Genomic DNA, 14,220 nt, shown 5'->3' on the forward strand with positions numbered 1-14,220 from the left:
AAAACTACTGGGCGTCACCGGATCTAGCCGCCTGCTCGCGGGTCAGCCCGACGGCCAGGATTAATTCTTCGTGCAATTCGAACCACACCGTGTGGTAGGAGTCGATGAACGGGCGGGTCAACCAGGCGGTCTCGCCGGCCTTGACCCTGCCCAGCGCCGCACTCAACTTTCTCGAGTAAGCATGCAGCCGCGGCAGCTGTGTCGCCGCGGTCGCAATGATCGGCTCCACCCGCTGGTGCACATCATCAAGCTGGGCCAGGATTGCGGCGTCATAGTCGGCGTCGTCATGGCTGTTCGGTTTGCCGCCTCGGAGCTGCCACTCTGTCACCAGAGCCTTGAAATCGGCATTCACGGAACGAAAGTCGCTGTAGACGTTGGCCAGTGTGGTCGCGTCCGCCGCGTTGCGTTCCTCGGTCAGCAATTCGCTGAGCCGGACCCGGCCCTCGGGACTGATGCGCAATGTGGTGTCGCCGACCAACAGGTTTGCCGCGGTCAGCCGCGCGACCGTGTCCGCGACTTCGGCCAGGTCCAGGCTCACCGTCTCGGCAAGGTCGGGCGGGCTCACCCGCCCCTTCAACCTGATTGCTTGCAGTATCACCAATTCCGTCATAGACCGTCCTGCACACGTAGCGCGTTCAACATGGTGATCAGCGGTGCGTCCGAGACGACATCGGTGTAGCCGGCGGCCATCGCGGTCAGCACCCCAGCCTCGGAAGGATCGTCGAGCTTGGGGTAGTCGCCGCTCGCATGCGCGCGCAGCGGGCTGATCTTCAGCGCGATCGTCGTGAGATCGCGTAGCTCGGGTGTGTCGTCCTCCGACCACGCGGACGGCGCCAAAATGCCCTCGCGCACTTCGCCCGTGTAGCCGTCGACGGTAATCCGCTTGCCGGCCAACGAGGCCGCAACCCCGTCACCACAACCGACCACCGCCACCCGGCCGAGCTCACGGCTGACCACCGCAGCGTGGCTGGCAGCGCCACCGATCTCGGTGACGATGCCCTGCGCGGCAAGCATCCCCGAGACGTCTTCGGGCCTGGTGTGGTCACGCACCAGGATCACCTGCTCGCCCCGGTCGGCGGCGTCCAGCGCCTCGTCCACGTCGGTGTAGGCCAGGCCCGCGGCCACTCCCGGGCACGCCGGCAGGCCCTTTGCCAAAAGCGATGCGGCCAAACGCTCTTCCGGCTGCAGCGTGGGCAGCAAGAGGGTCTCCACGTGGGTGGGGGTGATTCTGCGCAGCGTCTCGGCATCGTCGATCAGGCCGGCACCGCGCAGTTGCAGCGCCAATCGCACCGCAGCCTGCGCGGACCGCTCGGCGGATCGCGTCTGCAGCAGCCACAGCTTTCCGCTTTCGACGGTGAACTCGACTTCTTGCACCTCGGCCGCGAGCCGTTCCAGGCCGCGCGCGGCATCCAACAATTCGAGGTAGATCTTCGGCAGTCGGTCGCGCAGGGCGGTGATCGGTTCTACCTTGAGCAGACCCGAGACGACGTCATCACCCTGACCGCCGGGTAGCCATTCGCCGAACGGTTCGCTGGCGCCGGTGATCGGATTGCGCGACGACAGCACCCCGGCGCCGGAATCGGCGCTGCGGTTGCCGAACACCATCGCCTGAACCACGACAGCGGTGCCGCCCTGGTCGTCGAGACTGTAGTGGTTGCGGTAGGCGATGGCGCGCGGAGAGTTCCAGGAGGCGAACACGGCGCCGATGCCAGCACGTAGCTGCTCGTAGGGGTCGTCGGGGGGATCGCTTCCCGCCACGATTCGCCGATACGTGCGGGTGAACCGGCGCCTGGTGTCGCGCGCGAAGTCGCCGGTGCCGGGGGAGGCCAGGGCCTGCTCGACGGTGTCGTTCATGCCCAGGTCCAAAATTGTGTCCATCATGCCGGGCATCGACTGGTTGGCTCCCGAGCGCACACTGACCAGCAGCGGATGCGGCCCGCTGCCGAAGGTGCGTCCCGTCTCGGCCTCCAGCCACCTGATCCGGTCCACGACGTCGTCCCAGATCGCGTCCAGTGTTGGTGCTGGATCCGCCAGGTAGCGCACGCCCACTTCGCTGGTGATGCAGAAGGCAGGCGGCACCGGCAGATTGTTCCGGCGCATTGAGTCGATACAGTGGCCCTTGTTGCCCAGGACCTCCCGAGGCTGATGTGCGCGGCCGTCCAGTAACACCACGGCGGGGCCGGTGAACGGGATGCCCCCGGCTCGTGAGAAACGAGTCGTGGTGCACCCCCTTGTGGTCTTCGGCAAACTCCCAGAACGCTCGCTATGTTTCCACACGGTTCAGTAGCGTCCGCGGCTCGGCGCTGCTGTTGTGGGATGCGCCGAATGATCTAGGTTTGCACTCATGGCTCCCTACGATGTCGGATTACTGATCCTTCGGCTGGTGCTGGGCCTCACAATGGCCGCGCACGGATTCAACAAGTTCTTCGGCGGCGGCCGGATTCCGGGCACGGCACGATGGTTTGAAAGCATCGGCATGAAGCCCGGAAAGTTTTACGCCACGGTGGCCGCGATCACCGAGGTATCCGCGGGCTTGGGACTTGCGGCCGGCCTGCTCACTCCGATCCCGGCGGCGGGCTTTGTCTCGCTGATGTTCGTCGCGGCCTGGACCGTGCACCGACCCAACGGATTTTTCATCGTCAAAGAGGGCTGGGAGTACAACCTGGTGCTCGCCCTCAGCGCCGTCGCGGTGGCCACGATCGGTGCTGGAAAACTGAGCCTGGACTGGGTGATATTCGGGAACAACTGGCTCAATGGCTGGCCGGGGTTGGTGGCATCGCTTGGGCTTGGGCTGGCCGGGGCCTTCGGCCAGTTGCTGATCTTTTACCGGCCGCCGGCTCGGCAGGCCGGATAGCCGACGGGCGCAAACCCGGCTTGCCGTGGCTGCGCGGCGAAACACTAGAACACGTTCTAGTGTGTGAAACCATGGGATTTCTCAAGCCCGTGCTGCCGCAGGTCGACATTGTCGAATGGGGCAAGGGCACCCGCAGTGAAAAGACCCGCCCGATGGCCCGCCATTGGGCCGAGGTCGGCTTTGGCACTCCGGTCGTGATGCACCTTTTCTACGTCGGCAAGATCCTGCTCTACATCCTGGTGGGCTGGCTGATCGTGTTCAGCACCAAAGGAATCGAAGGATTCACCGACGTCAAGTCGTGGTACACCGAGCCGATCGTGTTCCAGAAGGTCGTGCTCTACACGATGCTGTTCGAGGTCGTCGGGCTGGGCTGCGGGTTCGGCCCGCTGAACAACCGGTTCTTCCCGCCCATGGGCTCGAGCTTGTACTGGCTACGATTCGGCACCATCCGGCTGCCACCCTGGCCCGAGCGCGTCCCGTGGACCGCGGGGACCAAACGCAAGCCGGTGGATGTCGCGCTCTATGCGCTGTTGTTGATCATGTTGGTGACGGCGCTGTTCACCGATGGCTCCGGCCCGATGCCGGAGCTGGGCAGCAAGGTGGGGCTGCTGCCGATGTGGGAGATCGTGATGATCCTGCTGCTCCTGGCGATGGTGGGGCTGCGCGACAAGGTGATCTTCCTGGCCGCCCGCGGTGAGGTCTACGGGACGCTGACGGTCACCTTTCTGCTCGGCGGGATAGACATGATCGTGGCCGCCAAGCTGGTGTTCCTGGTGATCTGGATGGGTGCGGCGACCTCCAAGCTCAACCGGCACTTCCCATTCGTGATCTCCACGATGATGTCCAACAACCCCTTGTTCCGGCCGCGCTTCATCAAGCGGATGTTCTTTGCAAAGTTTCCCGACGATCCGCGGCCCGGATTGCTGTCACGCATGCTCGCGCACCTCAGCACTTTCATCGAAATGTTCGTTCCCGTGGCGTTGTTCCTGTCGCACGGCGGCTGGCCGACCACCGCGGCGGCGATCGCGATGGTCTGCTTCCACCTGGGAATTCTGACGGCGATTCCGATGGGGGTACCGGTGGAGTGGAACGTATTCATGATCTTCGGCGTGTTGGCGCTGTTCGTCGGCCATGCTGACCTCGGCCTAACCGATGTGAAAAGCCCTGTGCCGGTAGCGATTCTGTTTGCCGTGGTGGCAGGAATTGTCATCTTGGGCAACTTGTTCCCGCGCAAGATCTCGTTTCTGCCCGGGATGCGTTATTACGCCGGCAACTGGGACACCACGTTGTGGTGCATCAAACCCTCGGCTGACGCCAAGATCAAGCGGGGGATCGTCGCAATCGCCAGCATGCCGCAGGCTCAGCTGGAGCGCTTCTACGGCAAGGACCGGGCGCAGATCCTGATGTATCTCGGATACGCGTTCCGCGCCATGAACACTCACGGCAGGGCGCTGTTCACCTTGGCCCACCGGGCAATGGCCGGCCAGGACGAAGACGACTATGTCATCACCGACGGGGAGCGGATCTGCAGCACCGCCGCCGGCTGGAATTTCGGCGACGGACACATGCATAACGAGCAACTCATCGCCGCGATGCAGCAGCGCTGCAACTTCGAGCCGGGGGAGGTGCGTATCGTGCTGCTCGACGCGCAACCGATCCACAAGCAGACTCAGGCCTACCGCCTGGTGGATGCGGCCACCGGCGAATTCGAGCGGGGATGGGTGCGGGTCTCGGACATGGTGACGCGGCAGCCCTGGGCCGACGACGTACCAGTCCAGGTGCAGTCGGAGTAAGGCCGTCGAGCGTCGAGTGTGACGCCACTGCGAGATTTCATCGCGAAACTCGCAGTGGCGTCACACTCGACAGACCCCTACGCCTCGGGTCGTACTTTCTGTGCGGCGGCGACCATGTTCTGCAGGGACGCCGTCACCTCATCAACGTTGCGGGTCTTGAGCCCGCAGTCGGGATTGGCCCAGAGCCGCCCAGCCGGAACGGCTTTCAAGGCGGCACGTAGCGAATCCGCCATCTCCTCGGCGCTGGGCACTCGTGGTGAGTGAATGTCGTAGACGCCGGGGCCCACACTGTTGGCAAAACCGATCGCATTCAGATCGTCGAGCACCTCCATGTGGGAGCGTGCCGCCTCGATGGAGGTGACGTCGGCATCAAGGTCCGCGATGGCCCCGATCACCTCACCAAATTCCGAGTAGCACAGGTGAGTGTGGATCTGGGTCGAGTCGGCAACTCCGGACGTCGCCAAGCGGAAAGCGGCTACCGCCCAACGCAAGTACACATCCTGCTCGCTGCGCCGCAGTGGCAACAATTCGCGCAGCGCCGGCTCGTCGACCTGGATCACCGCGATGCCGGCCGACTGCAGATCCACGGTCTCATCACGAATGGCCAGCGCCACCTGATTGGCGGTATCGGGCAGCGCCTGATCGTCACGCACGAAAGACCACGCCAGGATGGTGACCGGGCCGGTCAGCATGCCCTTGACCGGCTTGGCGGTCAGCGACTGCGCGTAGCTGATCCAGTCGACCGTCATCGGATGGGAGCGCGCGACGTCACCGTAGAGAATCGGCGGACGCACGCAGCGGCTGCCGTAGGACTGGACCCAGCCATTCTGAGTGGCGAAGAAGCCGTCCAACTGCTCGGCGAAGTACTGCACCATGTCGTTTCGTTCCGGCTCACCGTGTACCAGCACGTCGAGTCCCAGCTCTTCCTGTAGGGCGATGACGTCGGCGATCTCTTTCTCCATCCGGCGCGCGTACTCCGCCTCGTCGATCTCGTCGGCGCGCAGTGCCGCACGGGCGGTTCGGATCGCCGTGGTCTGCGGATAGGAGCCGATCGTCGTGGTGGGTAGCGGCGGCAGCTGTAGCCGTGCCTCCTGGCTGAGTCGGCGTGTGGCGGCATCGCCCCGATGCACACCCGAGGCGAGGATGGCATGGATGCGGGCCCGCACCTGCCCGTTGTGCAGCCGTGGATCCTTCTTGCGGGAGGCCACCGCTTCGTTGGACGCCGCGATCTCAGCGGCGACCGCCTCGCGCCCCTCGCGCAGAGCGCGGGCCAGAACCGCGACCTCGGCCACCTTCTCCGCGCCAAATGCCAGCCAGCTGCGCAGGCTAGCGTCCAGGTCGGTCTCGGGCTCCAACGAGTACGGCACATGCAGGGTCGAACACGACGTGGACACCGCGATGCTGGCTGCCGAACCAAGCAGGGTCGCCAGCCGGCTCAACGCCGCCTGCAAGTCGGTGCGCCAGATGTTGCGACCGTCGACGATGCCGGCTACCAGCGTTTTGTCGGCCAGCTCAGGAGCTGCGACGATGGACGCGATCGCGGTGTGCGCACCGGCAACCAGGTCGACGCCGATCGCCTCGATGGGGGTACGGGCCAGCGCCCCCAGCGCGGCGCCCGGGTCGCCGAAGTAGGTAGCGACATGGATGGCCGGCCGGTTGGCCAGTGACCCCAGCGCGGTGTACATCCGTTCGGCAAGCGCGGGCGCGTCGGGGCAGATGTCGGTCACCAGCGCCGGTTCATCCAGCTGTACCCATTGGGCACCGCTATCGGCGAGCAGTGACAATAGCTCCGAATAGATCGGCATCAGCTCCTCGAGCCGTCCTATCGGCGCGGATGCGCCGTCGACGGCCTTGCTGAGCAGCAGGAAGGTGACCGGGCCGATGGCCACGGGCCGTGCCGGGATGCCGAGCTCCTGCGCCTCTTTCAATTCGGCGAGCACCTTGTCGGGATGCAGCCCAAACCGGGTGTCCGGCCCGATCTCGGGGACCAGGTAGTGGTAGTTGGTGTCGAACCACTTGGTCATCTCCAAGGGCGAGACCTCAGCATTGCCCCGCGCCGCGGCGAAGTAGCGGTCCAGGTCGTCGCAGATCCCGGCTACTCGGGTGGGCAAGGCGCCCAACAGAACTGCGGTGTCAAGCATCTGGTCGTAGTAGGAGAAGGTGTTCACCGGAACTGAGTCCAGACCGGCCGCGGCCAGGTCGGTCCAGGTGTCGCGACGCAGGGTGGCGGCGACGGACTCCAACTCTGCTCGGTTGGTGCGTCCCGCCCAATAGCCCTCGGTTGCGCGCTTGAGTTCGCGGCGCGGACCAATACGGGGAGAGCCGGTAATGGTTGCGAAAAATGGTTGCTGGCTTACTAGCTGAGTCACAGCGCGTCCTTCAATTGACGGGGTGATCACCGCCCTCGGACGCACAACCGACCCGACTGCGCCATGCTTTGACCGCACGAGCACAACCGCTTCGGCCGAACGCCCATTCCACGAGGCGATGAGCCGCCGGGCGCGGCGCGCCCGGCACAACTGGCAGGTCTTCGGACTCGCAGGCGCGCACCCGGTGGTGCTCCTAGTGGCCGTCGCTTCCCAGTCGTGAAGGACCAGTGCTTGTTTCGTTCATGACGGCGGTCGTTCCTGCATACCGCTGCGGGACAGTTCCGGATTCTCACCGGATTCCCTCTTACGACGCATCGTTGATGCCTCGCTCGATGCCGACACCGCGTGGGGCGATGACGGCAGACCAGCTGCGTGGTCCAGGTTACTCTGCCGCCCCGCGGTCGCGTACTGGCCGGTTAGTCTGCCAATGCCGTGGCGATGGGCACATCGCCGTTGTTGAAGTCGATGGTCCGGCCGATGGTTGAGTCGTCGTTGAGCGTGGCGGCGATCACCCGCGCGACATCGACGCGCGAGACCGTGGCTTTGCCGCTCTTGCCCGTGCCAATTGAGATCCGCCCGGTCGCCGGTTCCATGGTGAGCCGGCTCGGCCCCAGCACGGTCCAGTCCAGGTTGCTGGCACGCAAATGGGCGTCCGCGGCCGCCTTCGCCTGCGCATACGGGAAGAACGAATCATCAACCGATACACCATGATTAGGGCCGGCGCCGAAATAGGAGACCATCACAAACCGCTGCACACCCGCCCGCGTCGCGGCATCGATGACTCTGATGGCGGCGTCGCGGTCGACGGCATAGGTGCGCGCTGGATTGCCGCCGCCCGCGCCGGCGGAGAACACCACCGCATCGTGCCCGGCCAGCGCGGCGGTATCTAGCCCTTCGATATCGGCTTGCACCGGTGTGGCGCCCGTTGCGGCGATGTCATCGCGGTGGTCGGGGTTGCGGAAGACCGAGCTCACCTGGTCGCCCCGGTCGGCCAGGATGTGCCCCAGTAGCAGAGCGACCTTGCCGTGGCCACCAAAGACAACAACACGCGTCATAGCAGCGACGCTACCGCTAGGGCATCGGGACGCGGCCCATGATGAGGTCGATGATGGGCTTGCCTGGCGGGTAGGCGCCGGTCAGTGACGACATGGTGTGCCCGTAGTCCACCAATAGCGTGATCCCGCTGATCCCGAAGGCGGCCGCGCTGTTGAGGAACACCATCACGTCGCCCATCTGCTCCGGGGTGTGCACTTTGGAGCCGGTCTCGTCGCGGTAGTCCTGCGCGAAGGTGAGCCACAGGTCGGCATTGGCTTGCGCCAACGGGGTATCGGTGGGGCCTGGGCAGATGGCGTTGATGCGGATCCCCCTTTTCAGCAGGGGATAGGCCCTGGTCGCCACGTAGGCATTGATGGCTTTCTTGCTGAAGCCGTAGTGAATGATGCCCTCGGCTTCATGCGCCGATACCCAGTCCTGGGCCGCTCCATAGTCAGGAGTGGCCAGGAACTCGGTCAGCCGCGGCAGGTCGTTCTCCCAGCCCATGCCCGCGACCGACGAGATGAAACAGACCGCCGATCCCGAAGGAAGCTGGTCATTGGCCAGCAGGCGGTCGATCAGATGGCGGTGGCCGATGAAATTGATCTTCATCAGGTCTGGTCCGTCTGCGACACCGGCCGCGGAGAACACCGCATGGACCGGCCCGCCCAGCCGCTCGACAGCGGAGTCGATGGATGCCGGGTCGCGCAGATCAACGCTCAGCGTCTGGGCGGCGTCATAACCCACCGGCGCGTAGTCCATCACGATGACTTCGGCGCCGAGTTCGGCCGCTGACTTGGCGGCCGCGGCGCCCATCCCGGTGGCGCCGCCGACGATCAGCGCTCGTTTGCCGTCGTACCGCAACCGATCCACAACTGTCATCAAGGTCCCTTTGCCCGGCCCCGGTTACCCGCCTCACTCTAAGGGGAACATATATTTGGTTCAATAGCGCAGTTGGTTCAATCGCGCCGGAGAAAGCGGTGCCGCTACTGGCCGCGCACGGCGACGCCACGCAACACCGTGTCACGGGCGTGAATGAGCGCCGCACGGGTGCCGACGAAGTGCAAGATGTTCTCCGGTATCCACTGCAAACCGATGACGCATCGGGCCAGCATCGTGATGGACGGCGGTTCGATCTGTATTTCTTCGGACCGCAGACCTTCGGACAGAAGCGATTTCATCTGTCGCAGCCGCGCGGCGTAGAGCCACCCCGGGTTGGGAGTATCCGGTGGCGACTGTCTCATCCACGCAAGCTGAATCCGGAACTCGTCGGAAAACTGATCCAGCGCATTGATATTCACCCAGCTAAGCGCGTCCAGCTTCTCGATCGGCGTCGCGTTCGAGCGCAGCACGGCGACCCAGCCCGCTTCGACCTTCTGTCCGAACGAACGCATGATTGACGCCAGCAGCTTGTCTTTGGATCCGATCACCCGGTACACAGTCCCGGTGCCAAGTCCGGACGCAGATGCGATGTTTCTGATCGTGGTGACTTCGTAACCCTTGCGCCCGAACTCCATTCGTGCCACCGCCCGAACGTGGGCGGCCTTGTCACTGGGATCGGCGTCCTTTTCGTCGATCCATGTCGCGATCACGTCGTTTGCTGCGGACAGCGCATTGGAACCGTCCAGATCCACGTCGGTTGGTGCGTGGCTTGCCAAGGCTTGCAGAATGGTTCGGCACATCAACCCGGAGACCTGGTCGGCGGATGCGTTGCGACGCATCATGTCCAGACCTACTTGCAGCATTGTTTGACAGATCCGGTCGGCCAACGTGGGGAGGTCGATTTCGGTCCTGATGTAGCCGCTCCACCGCCCCGCGCGCAGCGTTTGCAGCATGGCTTCTTGTATCGCTAGCGGACGTTGCGACGTCAGCTTCATCAGTTCGGGAACCGCGCTGGGGCCCTCGTAGAACGACATCTGAAGCGCGGCCCGATGCGCTACCGCACAGTTGGCGATCGCGGCTCCCAGTTGGGTGATCTTCTCGGCCACGGTTCGCGAATCGGGTTGGTCCAGCTTCGCTTGCCAGCTTTGCCCGATCTGATGTAAGTCGTCCTGATAGCGGCGGATCAGTTCGATCAGGATCGCCTCTTTGGACTCGAAATGGTGATAGAGGCTGCCCGGCAGAATGCCTGCGGCGTCAGCGATTTCCTGCAGCGACGTCCGCAAACCCGACGAGGCTATCAACGCCGCTGCGGTCTGGAGAATCTCGGTCCGGCGCGTCCCGGAGTCGTCCGTCCCGGCCTGATCTCGGTGATCAGCCATCCACCGGCTTTTCGCCGCTGCATTGACCTTCGCCATAGGCTACCGGTGTATGGGTCGGCAGAATTGCGACCTAGCAAACATATGCCTTCGTCCCTCCTGCCAACCAAATTTTTGTTAAATCTAGCAGACTGGGTGCTCGGGCAGTGGTCACGAGCGTGCCGGTGCGGGCCGGCTGCCCGGTCCTGTCGAACTGCCGGTTGGCTGCGCGATCGGCTTGCAGCGACTTGCGCCAGGGGCGGCCCGGCCCGTGGTTCGATCTTGCTGACTGCGCTGGCGCGGCGTAGCCGGCGCACGCCCGGTGAGAGGGCCCCGGCCGAGCTGACAGCGGCTTGGCAGGCTATTGACAGCAGGGTCCCATGTGAAAGCCCGGACGCCGGCGCCGACCCCGTCCTAGCATCTGGCCGTATTGGCAATTGTCGCCGAATGGCGACTGTTGCCTCAGGGGTCAAATGCAGTTGCGGAGGTTGTCGACAGGCGAGTTGTCCGGGGCGTTGGGGCGGCTGAACGGTTTGGGGTGTGATGATGTTGGACTTTGCTTGGTTACCGCCAGAGATAAATTCGACTCGGATATTCTCCGGCGCGGGCTCGGGGCCGTTGTTCGCCGCGGCGTCGGCCTGGGAAGGGTTGGCGCAGGATCTGTATGCGTCGGCGTCATCATTTGATTCGGTCGTCTCGGGGCTGTCCAGTGGGTCTTGGTCTGGTCCGGCGTCGGTGTCGATGGCGGCCGCCGCGGCGCTGTATGTGGGCTGGCTGAGCGGAGCGGCGGGCCAGGCCGAGTCGGCGGCCAATCAGGCTCGGACGGCGGCGACGGCGTTTGAAGCCGCACTGTCGGCGACCGTGCATCCGGCTGCCGTCACCGCCAACCGGATGTCGTTGGTGTCGTTGGTGGCAACCAATATTTTGGGCCAGAACACACCCGCGATTGCGGCCAACGAATTCGACTACCTGGAGATGTGGGCCCAGGATGTTGCGGCCATGGTGGGTTATCACGGTGGGGCGTCGTCGGTGGCCGCCGCCCTGGTGCCGTTCAGTCTGCCGCCCGTGGACCTGGCTGGATTGGCATCCCAGATCGGAACGCAGACGTTCGGGATGGTCACATCCGCGTCCTCGGCGCTCGCCACACCGGTGCAAAGCGTCATGGCGGCCGTTCCGACGGCGCTGACGACGCTGCAGTCATTGCCACTGCAGGATGCGTCGATGCTGATGTACCCGTTCAGCATGGCGATGTCACCGCTGATGAACCTGATGAGTAGTTCGCTGCGCGGGTCGACCGCCGGGGTGGCCGGCGCAACCGCCGCCGGAATCCCCGCGCGCGCAGCGAAGTTGGTGGACGCGCCGGTTAGTGGCGTGAAGGCGATGGGCGGGGCGGGGCTGGGTTCATCGATTTCGGCCGGGTTGGGCAAAGCGCGGATGGTCGGCGCGGTATCGGTTCCGCCGACCTGGGAGGGATCGATGCTCACGCGGATGGCTAGCTCGGCGATGTCGGGGTTGGGCGCGGCCGGTGTCGCCAATGAGGCTGAGATGGCCGCGGCGGGACGACCCGCCGGAATGCCGATGATGCCGATGTCGATGGGTGCGGGTGCCGGTGCCGGTGGCGGGATGCCCGGTGGAATGCTGGGCCGAGGCGGTGCCAGCCCGAACCCAATACAGTCCCGGCCTAGCGTGGTGCCCAGGACGGGAATCGGATAGCGCGCCGATCCAATCGGAGTTTTCGGAGTCGAGGTCTGGCCTCAATTTTTCGTCGAGGGTGATGTCGGTCGAACTCGGCGATCTCGATGCGTTCGGTCTCGGACACAAACCGTGAAGAGATGACCGTGGTGGTCAGGGGCCAGGGGGCGCGACCCGTACCTGCCGTCTTTTCGGTGCACCCTGATGCCGTTGCGCCAGTTCCGGCTCGTCGAGCGACTGATGCCAACTTCACATGCGACCTTGTGTCGCTCCACCTGTGAAGTGCCTTCCTGTCAGAATCTTTGAAGCGTAGAGAATTTCATCATCCCTTGCACGACAGGAACTTTCGCAAATCTACACCCCGAAACTCGCAACGTTTCACGAAAAATCCAGGCTAGGCGTGGTCGCAACACTTTTCTAGGTTCTAGAGGTTGTGCCGGCATCATCGCGTCGGGTGAAAATGGGGCCGGAACGTCGTCCGCAGTCGGTCAAGCATCAGCGGTTCATGGAGTTGGGGGCTCGCGGCTGGAGCGTGCGTGCTGCGGCCCGCGTAGTCGGTGTTTCCCGGTCCGCAGCGACGAACCGGACGCGGGGTTGCAAGACTTGCCGCAGCGGCGTCGCTGTCGGGTTCGTCCCGCCGCTGGATCGTCTGCCGGTCCGGCAAGTCAGCTCGCGATACCTGTCTCGGGACGAGCGGATCGAGATGGCCGATCTGCGCCAGTCGGGGCTGAGTCTGCGGGCGATCACGGGGCGGGCATGCAGTGATCGGCGTAGGTCTTGTGGCGGGTGCCGGCCGGTGTCATGGTGACGCCGCACCATGCGGCCGAGGTGTGATCCACTATGGTCCCAGGGCTCCGGCGTTGTTGATTAGCAGGCTTGTGAGCTGGGGAATTGTGGATTGAGGAGGTCTAGGCGGCGGTTGGCGGTCAAAGCGGTGATCCGGCAGGCTTCGGCGATGTTGTCGGCGCCGTTGAGGCGGTGCAGATTGATCGCGGTGTTGCGTAGCGTTGCTAGGACCTGTGCGCCGTTTCCGGTATGTGCCCTTTGACGGTCTTCGTCGAAGGTGACGTCGCGTATCCAGTGCAGGCTGTTCTCGATTCCCCAGTGTTGACGCATCCAGGTCATGATCGCGGTAGGGCGGGCGTGCTCGAACGGCAGGCTGCAGATGGCATAGACCACCTCCACGCTGCGCTGGTCGGTGGCGGTGATCAAGCGTTCACGAGTGATCCGGATGATTTGTTTTGCGTAGGGGAAGCCGATTCCTCGTGCAGCGGTGATGATTTGCAGGGTGCGGGTCTCGACACGGCCGTGGCCGCGGGAGTCGTCGGTAGCGGCTGCGGGCACCTCGGCCCAGGGCAGCGCGGTGATACGCGCAAGTATTTTGGCTTGGTTGGACTTGACGATCATCAGGTAGTGCGACTTCAAGGTGGCGCAGATCAACTTCGCGGTGACGACCTGGGTATGCATCGCATCCACGGTGACCAGCCACCGCAAGCTACCCGGCAGCAGCGTGAGCAGGGCACGTACGCAGGGAATTTCATTGCTTTTCTCGGCGACAGCGAGTTGACCGAGCACCAATCGGGCACGGTGGGCGAACACCGACACGAGATGCGTGGCTGTCGCTTTGGCGCGTAAAGCACCACGCAGCATCTTGCCGTCCAACGCGATCGGCACCAATCCACTGGGGTCGCTGCTGGCCACGTGTGCAGTGAAGTAACTGCCCATCCTGGCGTTGAGGTCGGCGGGGTCTAGCCGAGACAAAACAGCGCGGAAGGTCTTCTCACTGGGCCGCCGGAACCGGACCCCTAATTGGGCCAACACATCATCGGGAGCGGTGGCCGCCCATGTGGCAAAACCAGCATAGCCGCGCATCCCCGCGGCAGTGGCCAGAACCGCGATCGCCAACAAAGCCATCAGCGAATACCTCCGACCGCGTGGGTCCCTCGGGTCTGGCACCGAGGCCAACACATCGAGAAACTCCGATCCGATGAGCCCGCTGCGCTCACCAGGACTCCAGCGGTCGAACACCTCTGGAACCGACGACACAGGCAATACTGAAACGGTAGGCACGGGCAACTCCAGACCAACGACGAACAGTAACCAACTCGATCGTTCTCCAGATAGCCCGTGCCTACACTCCGGCCCCAATAGCCCGGCACCAAAGATCATCAACCCAGCTCACAAGCCTGCTAATCAACAACGCCGGAGCCCTGAACTATGGTCCGCCCCAGGCTGATGGCGCT

General features: G+C 64.2%; 10 protein-coding genes and 1 riboswitch. Of the genes, 3 read left to right on the top strand and 7 right to left on the bottom strand.

Annotated elements, in window-relative coordinates; all coding sequences use genetic code 11:
• Positions 1-4: 4 nt before the first annotated feature.
• Both SHTP_RS05575 and SHTP_RS05580 read right to left on the bottom strand, forming a co-directional pair.
• Positions 5-610, bottom strand: coding sequence for a MarR family transcriptional regulator (locus SHTP_RS05575; RefSeq protein ID WP_096370015.1), 606 nt, complete (start codon positions 608-610; stop codon positions 5-7).
• Positions 607-2,172: a pyruvate, phosphate dikinase gene (locus tag SHTP_RS05580; protein ID WP_096370016.1), complete on the bottom strand. Its 1,566-nt coding sequence runs from the start codon at positions 2,170-2,172 to the stop codon at positions 607-609. Before SHTP_RS05580 ends, SHTP_RS05575 begins: the two co-directional genes overlap by 4 nt.
• A 172-nt stretch (positions 2,173-2,344) precedes the next feature.
• On the opposite strand from SHTP_RS05580, the gene SHTP_RS05585 reads away from it, so the two are divergent.
• Entirely contained in the window at positions 2,345-2,854 is a 510-nt protein-coding gene (locus tag SHTP_RS05585) for a DoxX family protein (RefSeq protein ID WP_096370017.1), read from the top strand.
• 71 nt (positions 2,855-2,925) lie between these two features.
• Entirely contained in the window at positions 2,926-4,647 is a 1,722-nt protein-coding gene (locus SHTP_RS05590; RefSeq protein WP_096372335.1) for a DUF3556 domain-containing protein, read from the top strand.
• Between the two features lie 77 nt (positions 4,648-4,724).
• On the opposite strand, the gene metE is transcribed toward SHTP_RS05590, so the two are convergent.
• From metE to SHTP_RS05610, 4 genes are all read right to left on the bottom strand, one after another.
• The gene (metE, locus tag SHTP_RS05595) at positions 4,725-7,016 is read right to left on the bottom strand and encodes a 5-methyltetrahydropteroyltriglutamate--homocysteine S-methyltransferase (RefSeq protein ID WP_096370018.1); all 2,292 of its coding nucleotides are present in this window, start codon (positions 7,014-7,016) and stop codon (positions 4,725-4,727) included.
• A 135-nt stretch (positions 7,017-7,151) separates the two neighbouring features.
• Positions 7,152-7,377, bottom strand: a riboswitch (cobalamin riboswitch).
• A gap of 55 nt (positions 7,378-7,432) precedes the next feature.
• A complete protein-coding gene (locus tag SHTP_RS05600; RefSeq protein WP_096370019.1) occupies positions 7,433-8,071 on the bottom strand; it encodes an SDR family oxidoreductase in 639 nt (212 codons plus the stop codon).
• A gap of 16 nt (positions 8,072-8,087) precedes the next feature.
• A complete protein-coding gene (locus SHTP_RS05605) occupies positions 8,088-8,930 on the bottom strand; it encodes an SDR family oxidoreductase (protein WP_015356871.1) in 843 nt (280 codons plus the stop codon).
• 104 nt (positions 8,931-9,034) lie between these two features.
• Positions 9,035-10,309 (bottom strand): TetR/AcrR family transcriptional regulator, encoded by a 1,275-nt coding sequence (locus SHTP_RS05610; protein ID WP_096372336.1) that lies wholly within the window; start codon positions 10,307-10,309, stop codon positions 9,035-9,037.
• Between the two features lie 519 nt (positions 10,310-10,828).
• Here SHTP_RS05610 and SHTP_RS05615 point away from each other — a divergent pair.
• Complete coding sequence (locus SHTP_RS05615) at positions 10,829-11,998, top strand: PPE family protein (protein ID WP_172900637.1); 1,170 nt, start codon at positions 10,829-10,831, stop codon at positions 11,996-11,998.
• Positions 11,999-12,844: 846 nt separating this feature from the next.
• Here the strand turns inward: SHTP_RS05615 and SHTP_RS05625 are convergent.
• Complete coding sequence (locus SHTP_RS05625; RefSeq protein WP_420872940.1) at positions 12,845-14,047, bottom strand: ISAs1-like element IS2404/ISMul1 family transposase; 1,203 nt, start codon at positions 14,045-14,047, stop codon at positions 12,845-12,847.
• Positions 14,048-14,220: the final 173 nt, after the last annotated feature.

It is taken from the genome of Mycobacterium ulcerans subsp. shinshuense (assembly GCF_002355775.1).
GTDB lineage: Bacteria > Actinomycetota > Actinomycetes > Mycobacteriales > Mycobacteriaceae > Mycobacterium > Mycobacterium marinum.

Bases quoted from the DNA above. Each gene is read 5' to 3' on its own strand.
- SHTP_RS05575 (WP_096370015.1), bottom strand. From the start codon at position 610: ATGACGGAATTGGTGATACTGCAAGCAATCAGGTTGAAGGGGCGGGTG.
- SHTP_RS05585 (WP_096370017.1), top strand. From the start codon at position 2,345: ATGGCTCCCTACGATGTCGGATTACTGATCCTTCGGCTGGTGCTGGGC.
- SHTP_RS05590 (WP_096372335.1), top strand. From the start codon at position 2,926: ATGGGATTTCTCAAGCCCGTGCTGCCGCAGGTCGACATTGTCGAATGG.
- SHTP_RS05600 (WP_096370019.1), bottom strand. From the start codon at position 8,071: ATGACGCGTGTTGTTGTCTTTGGTGGCCACGGCAAGGTCGCTCTGCTA.
- SHTP_RS05605 (WP_015356871.1), bottom strand. From the start codon at position 8,930: ATGACAGTTGTGGATCGGTTGCGGTACGACGGCAAACGAGCGCTGATC.
- SHTP_RS05610 (WP_096372336.1), bottom strand. From the start codon at position 10,309: ATGGCTGATCACCGAGATCAGGCCGGGACGGACGACTCCGGGACGCGC.
- SHTP_RS05615 (WP_172900637.1), top strand. From the start codon at position 10,829: ATGATGTTGGACTTTGCTTGGTTACCGCCAGAGATAAATTCGACTCGG.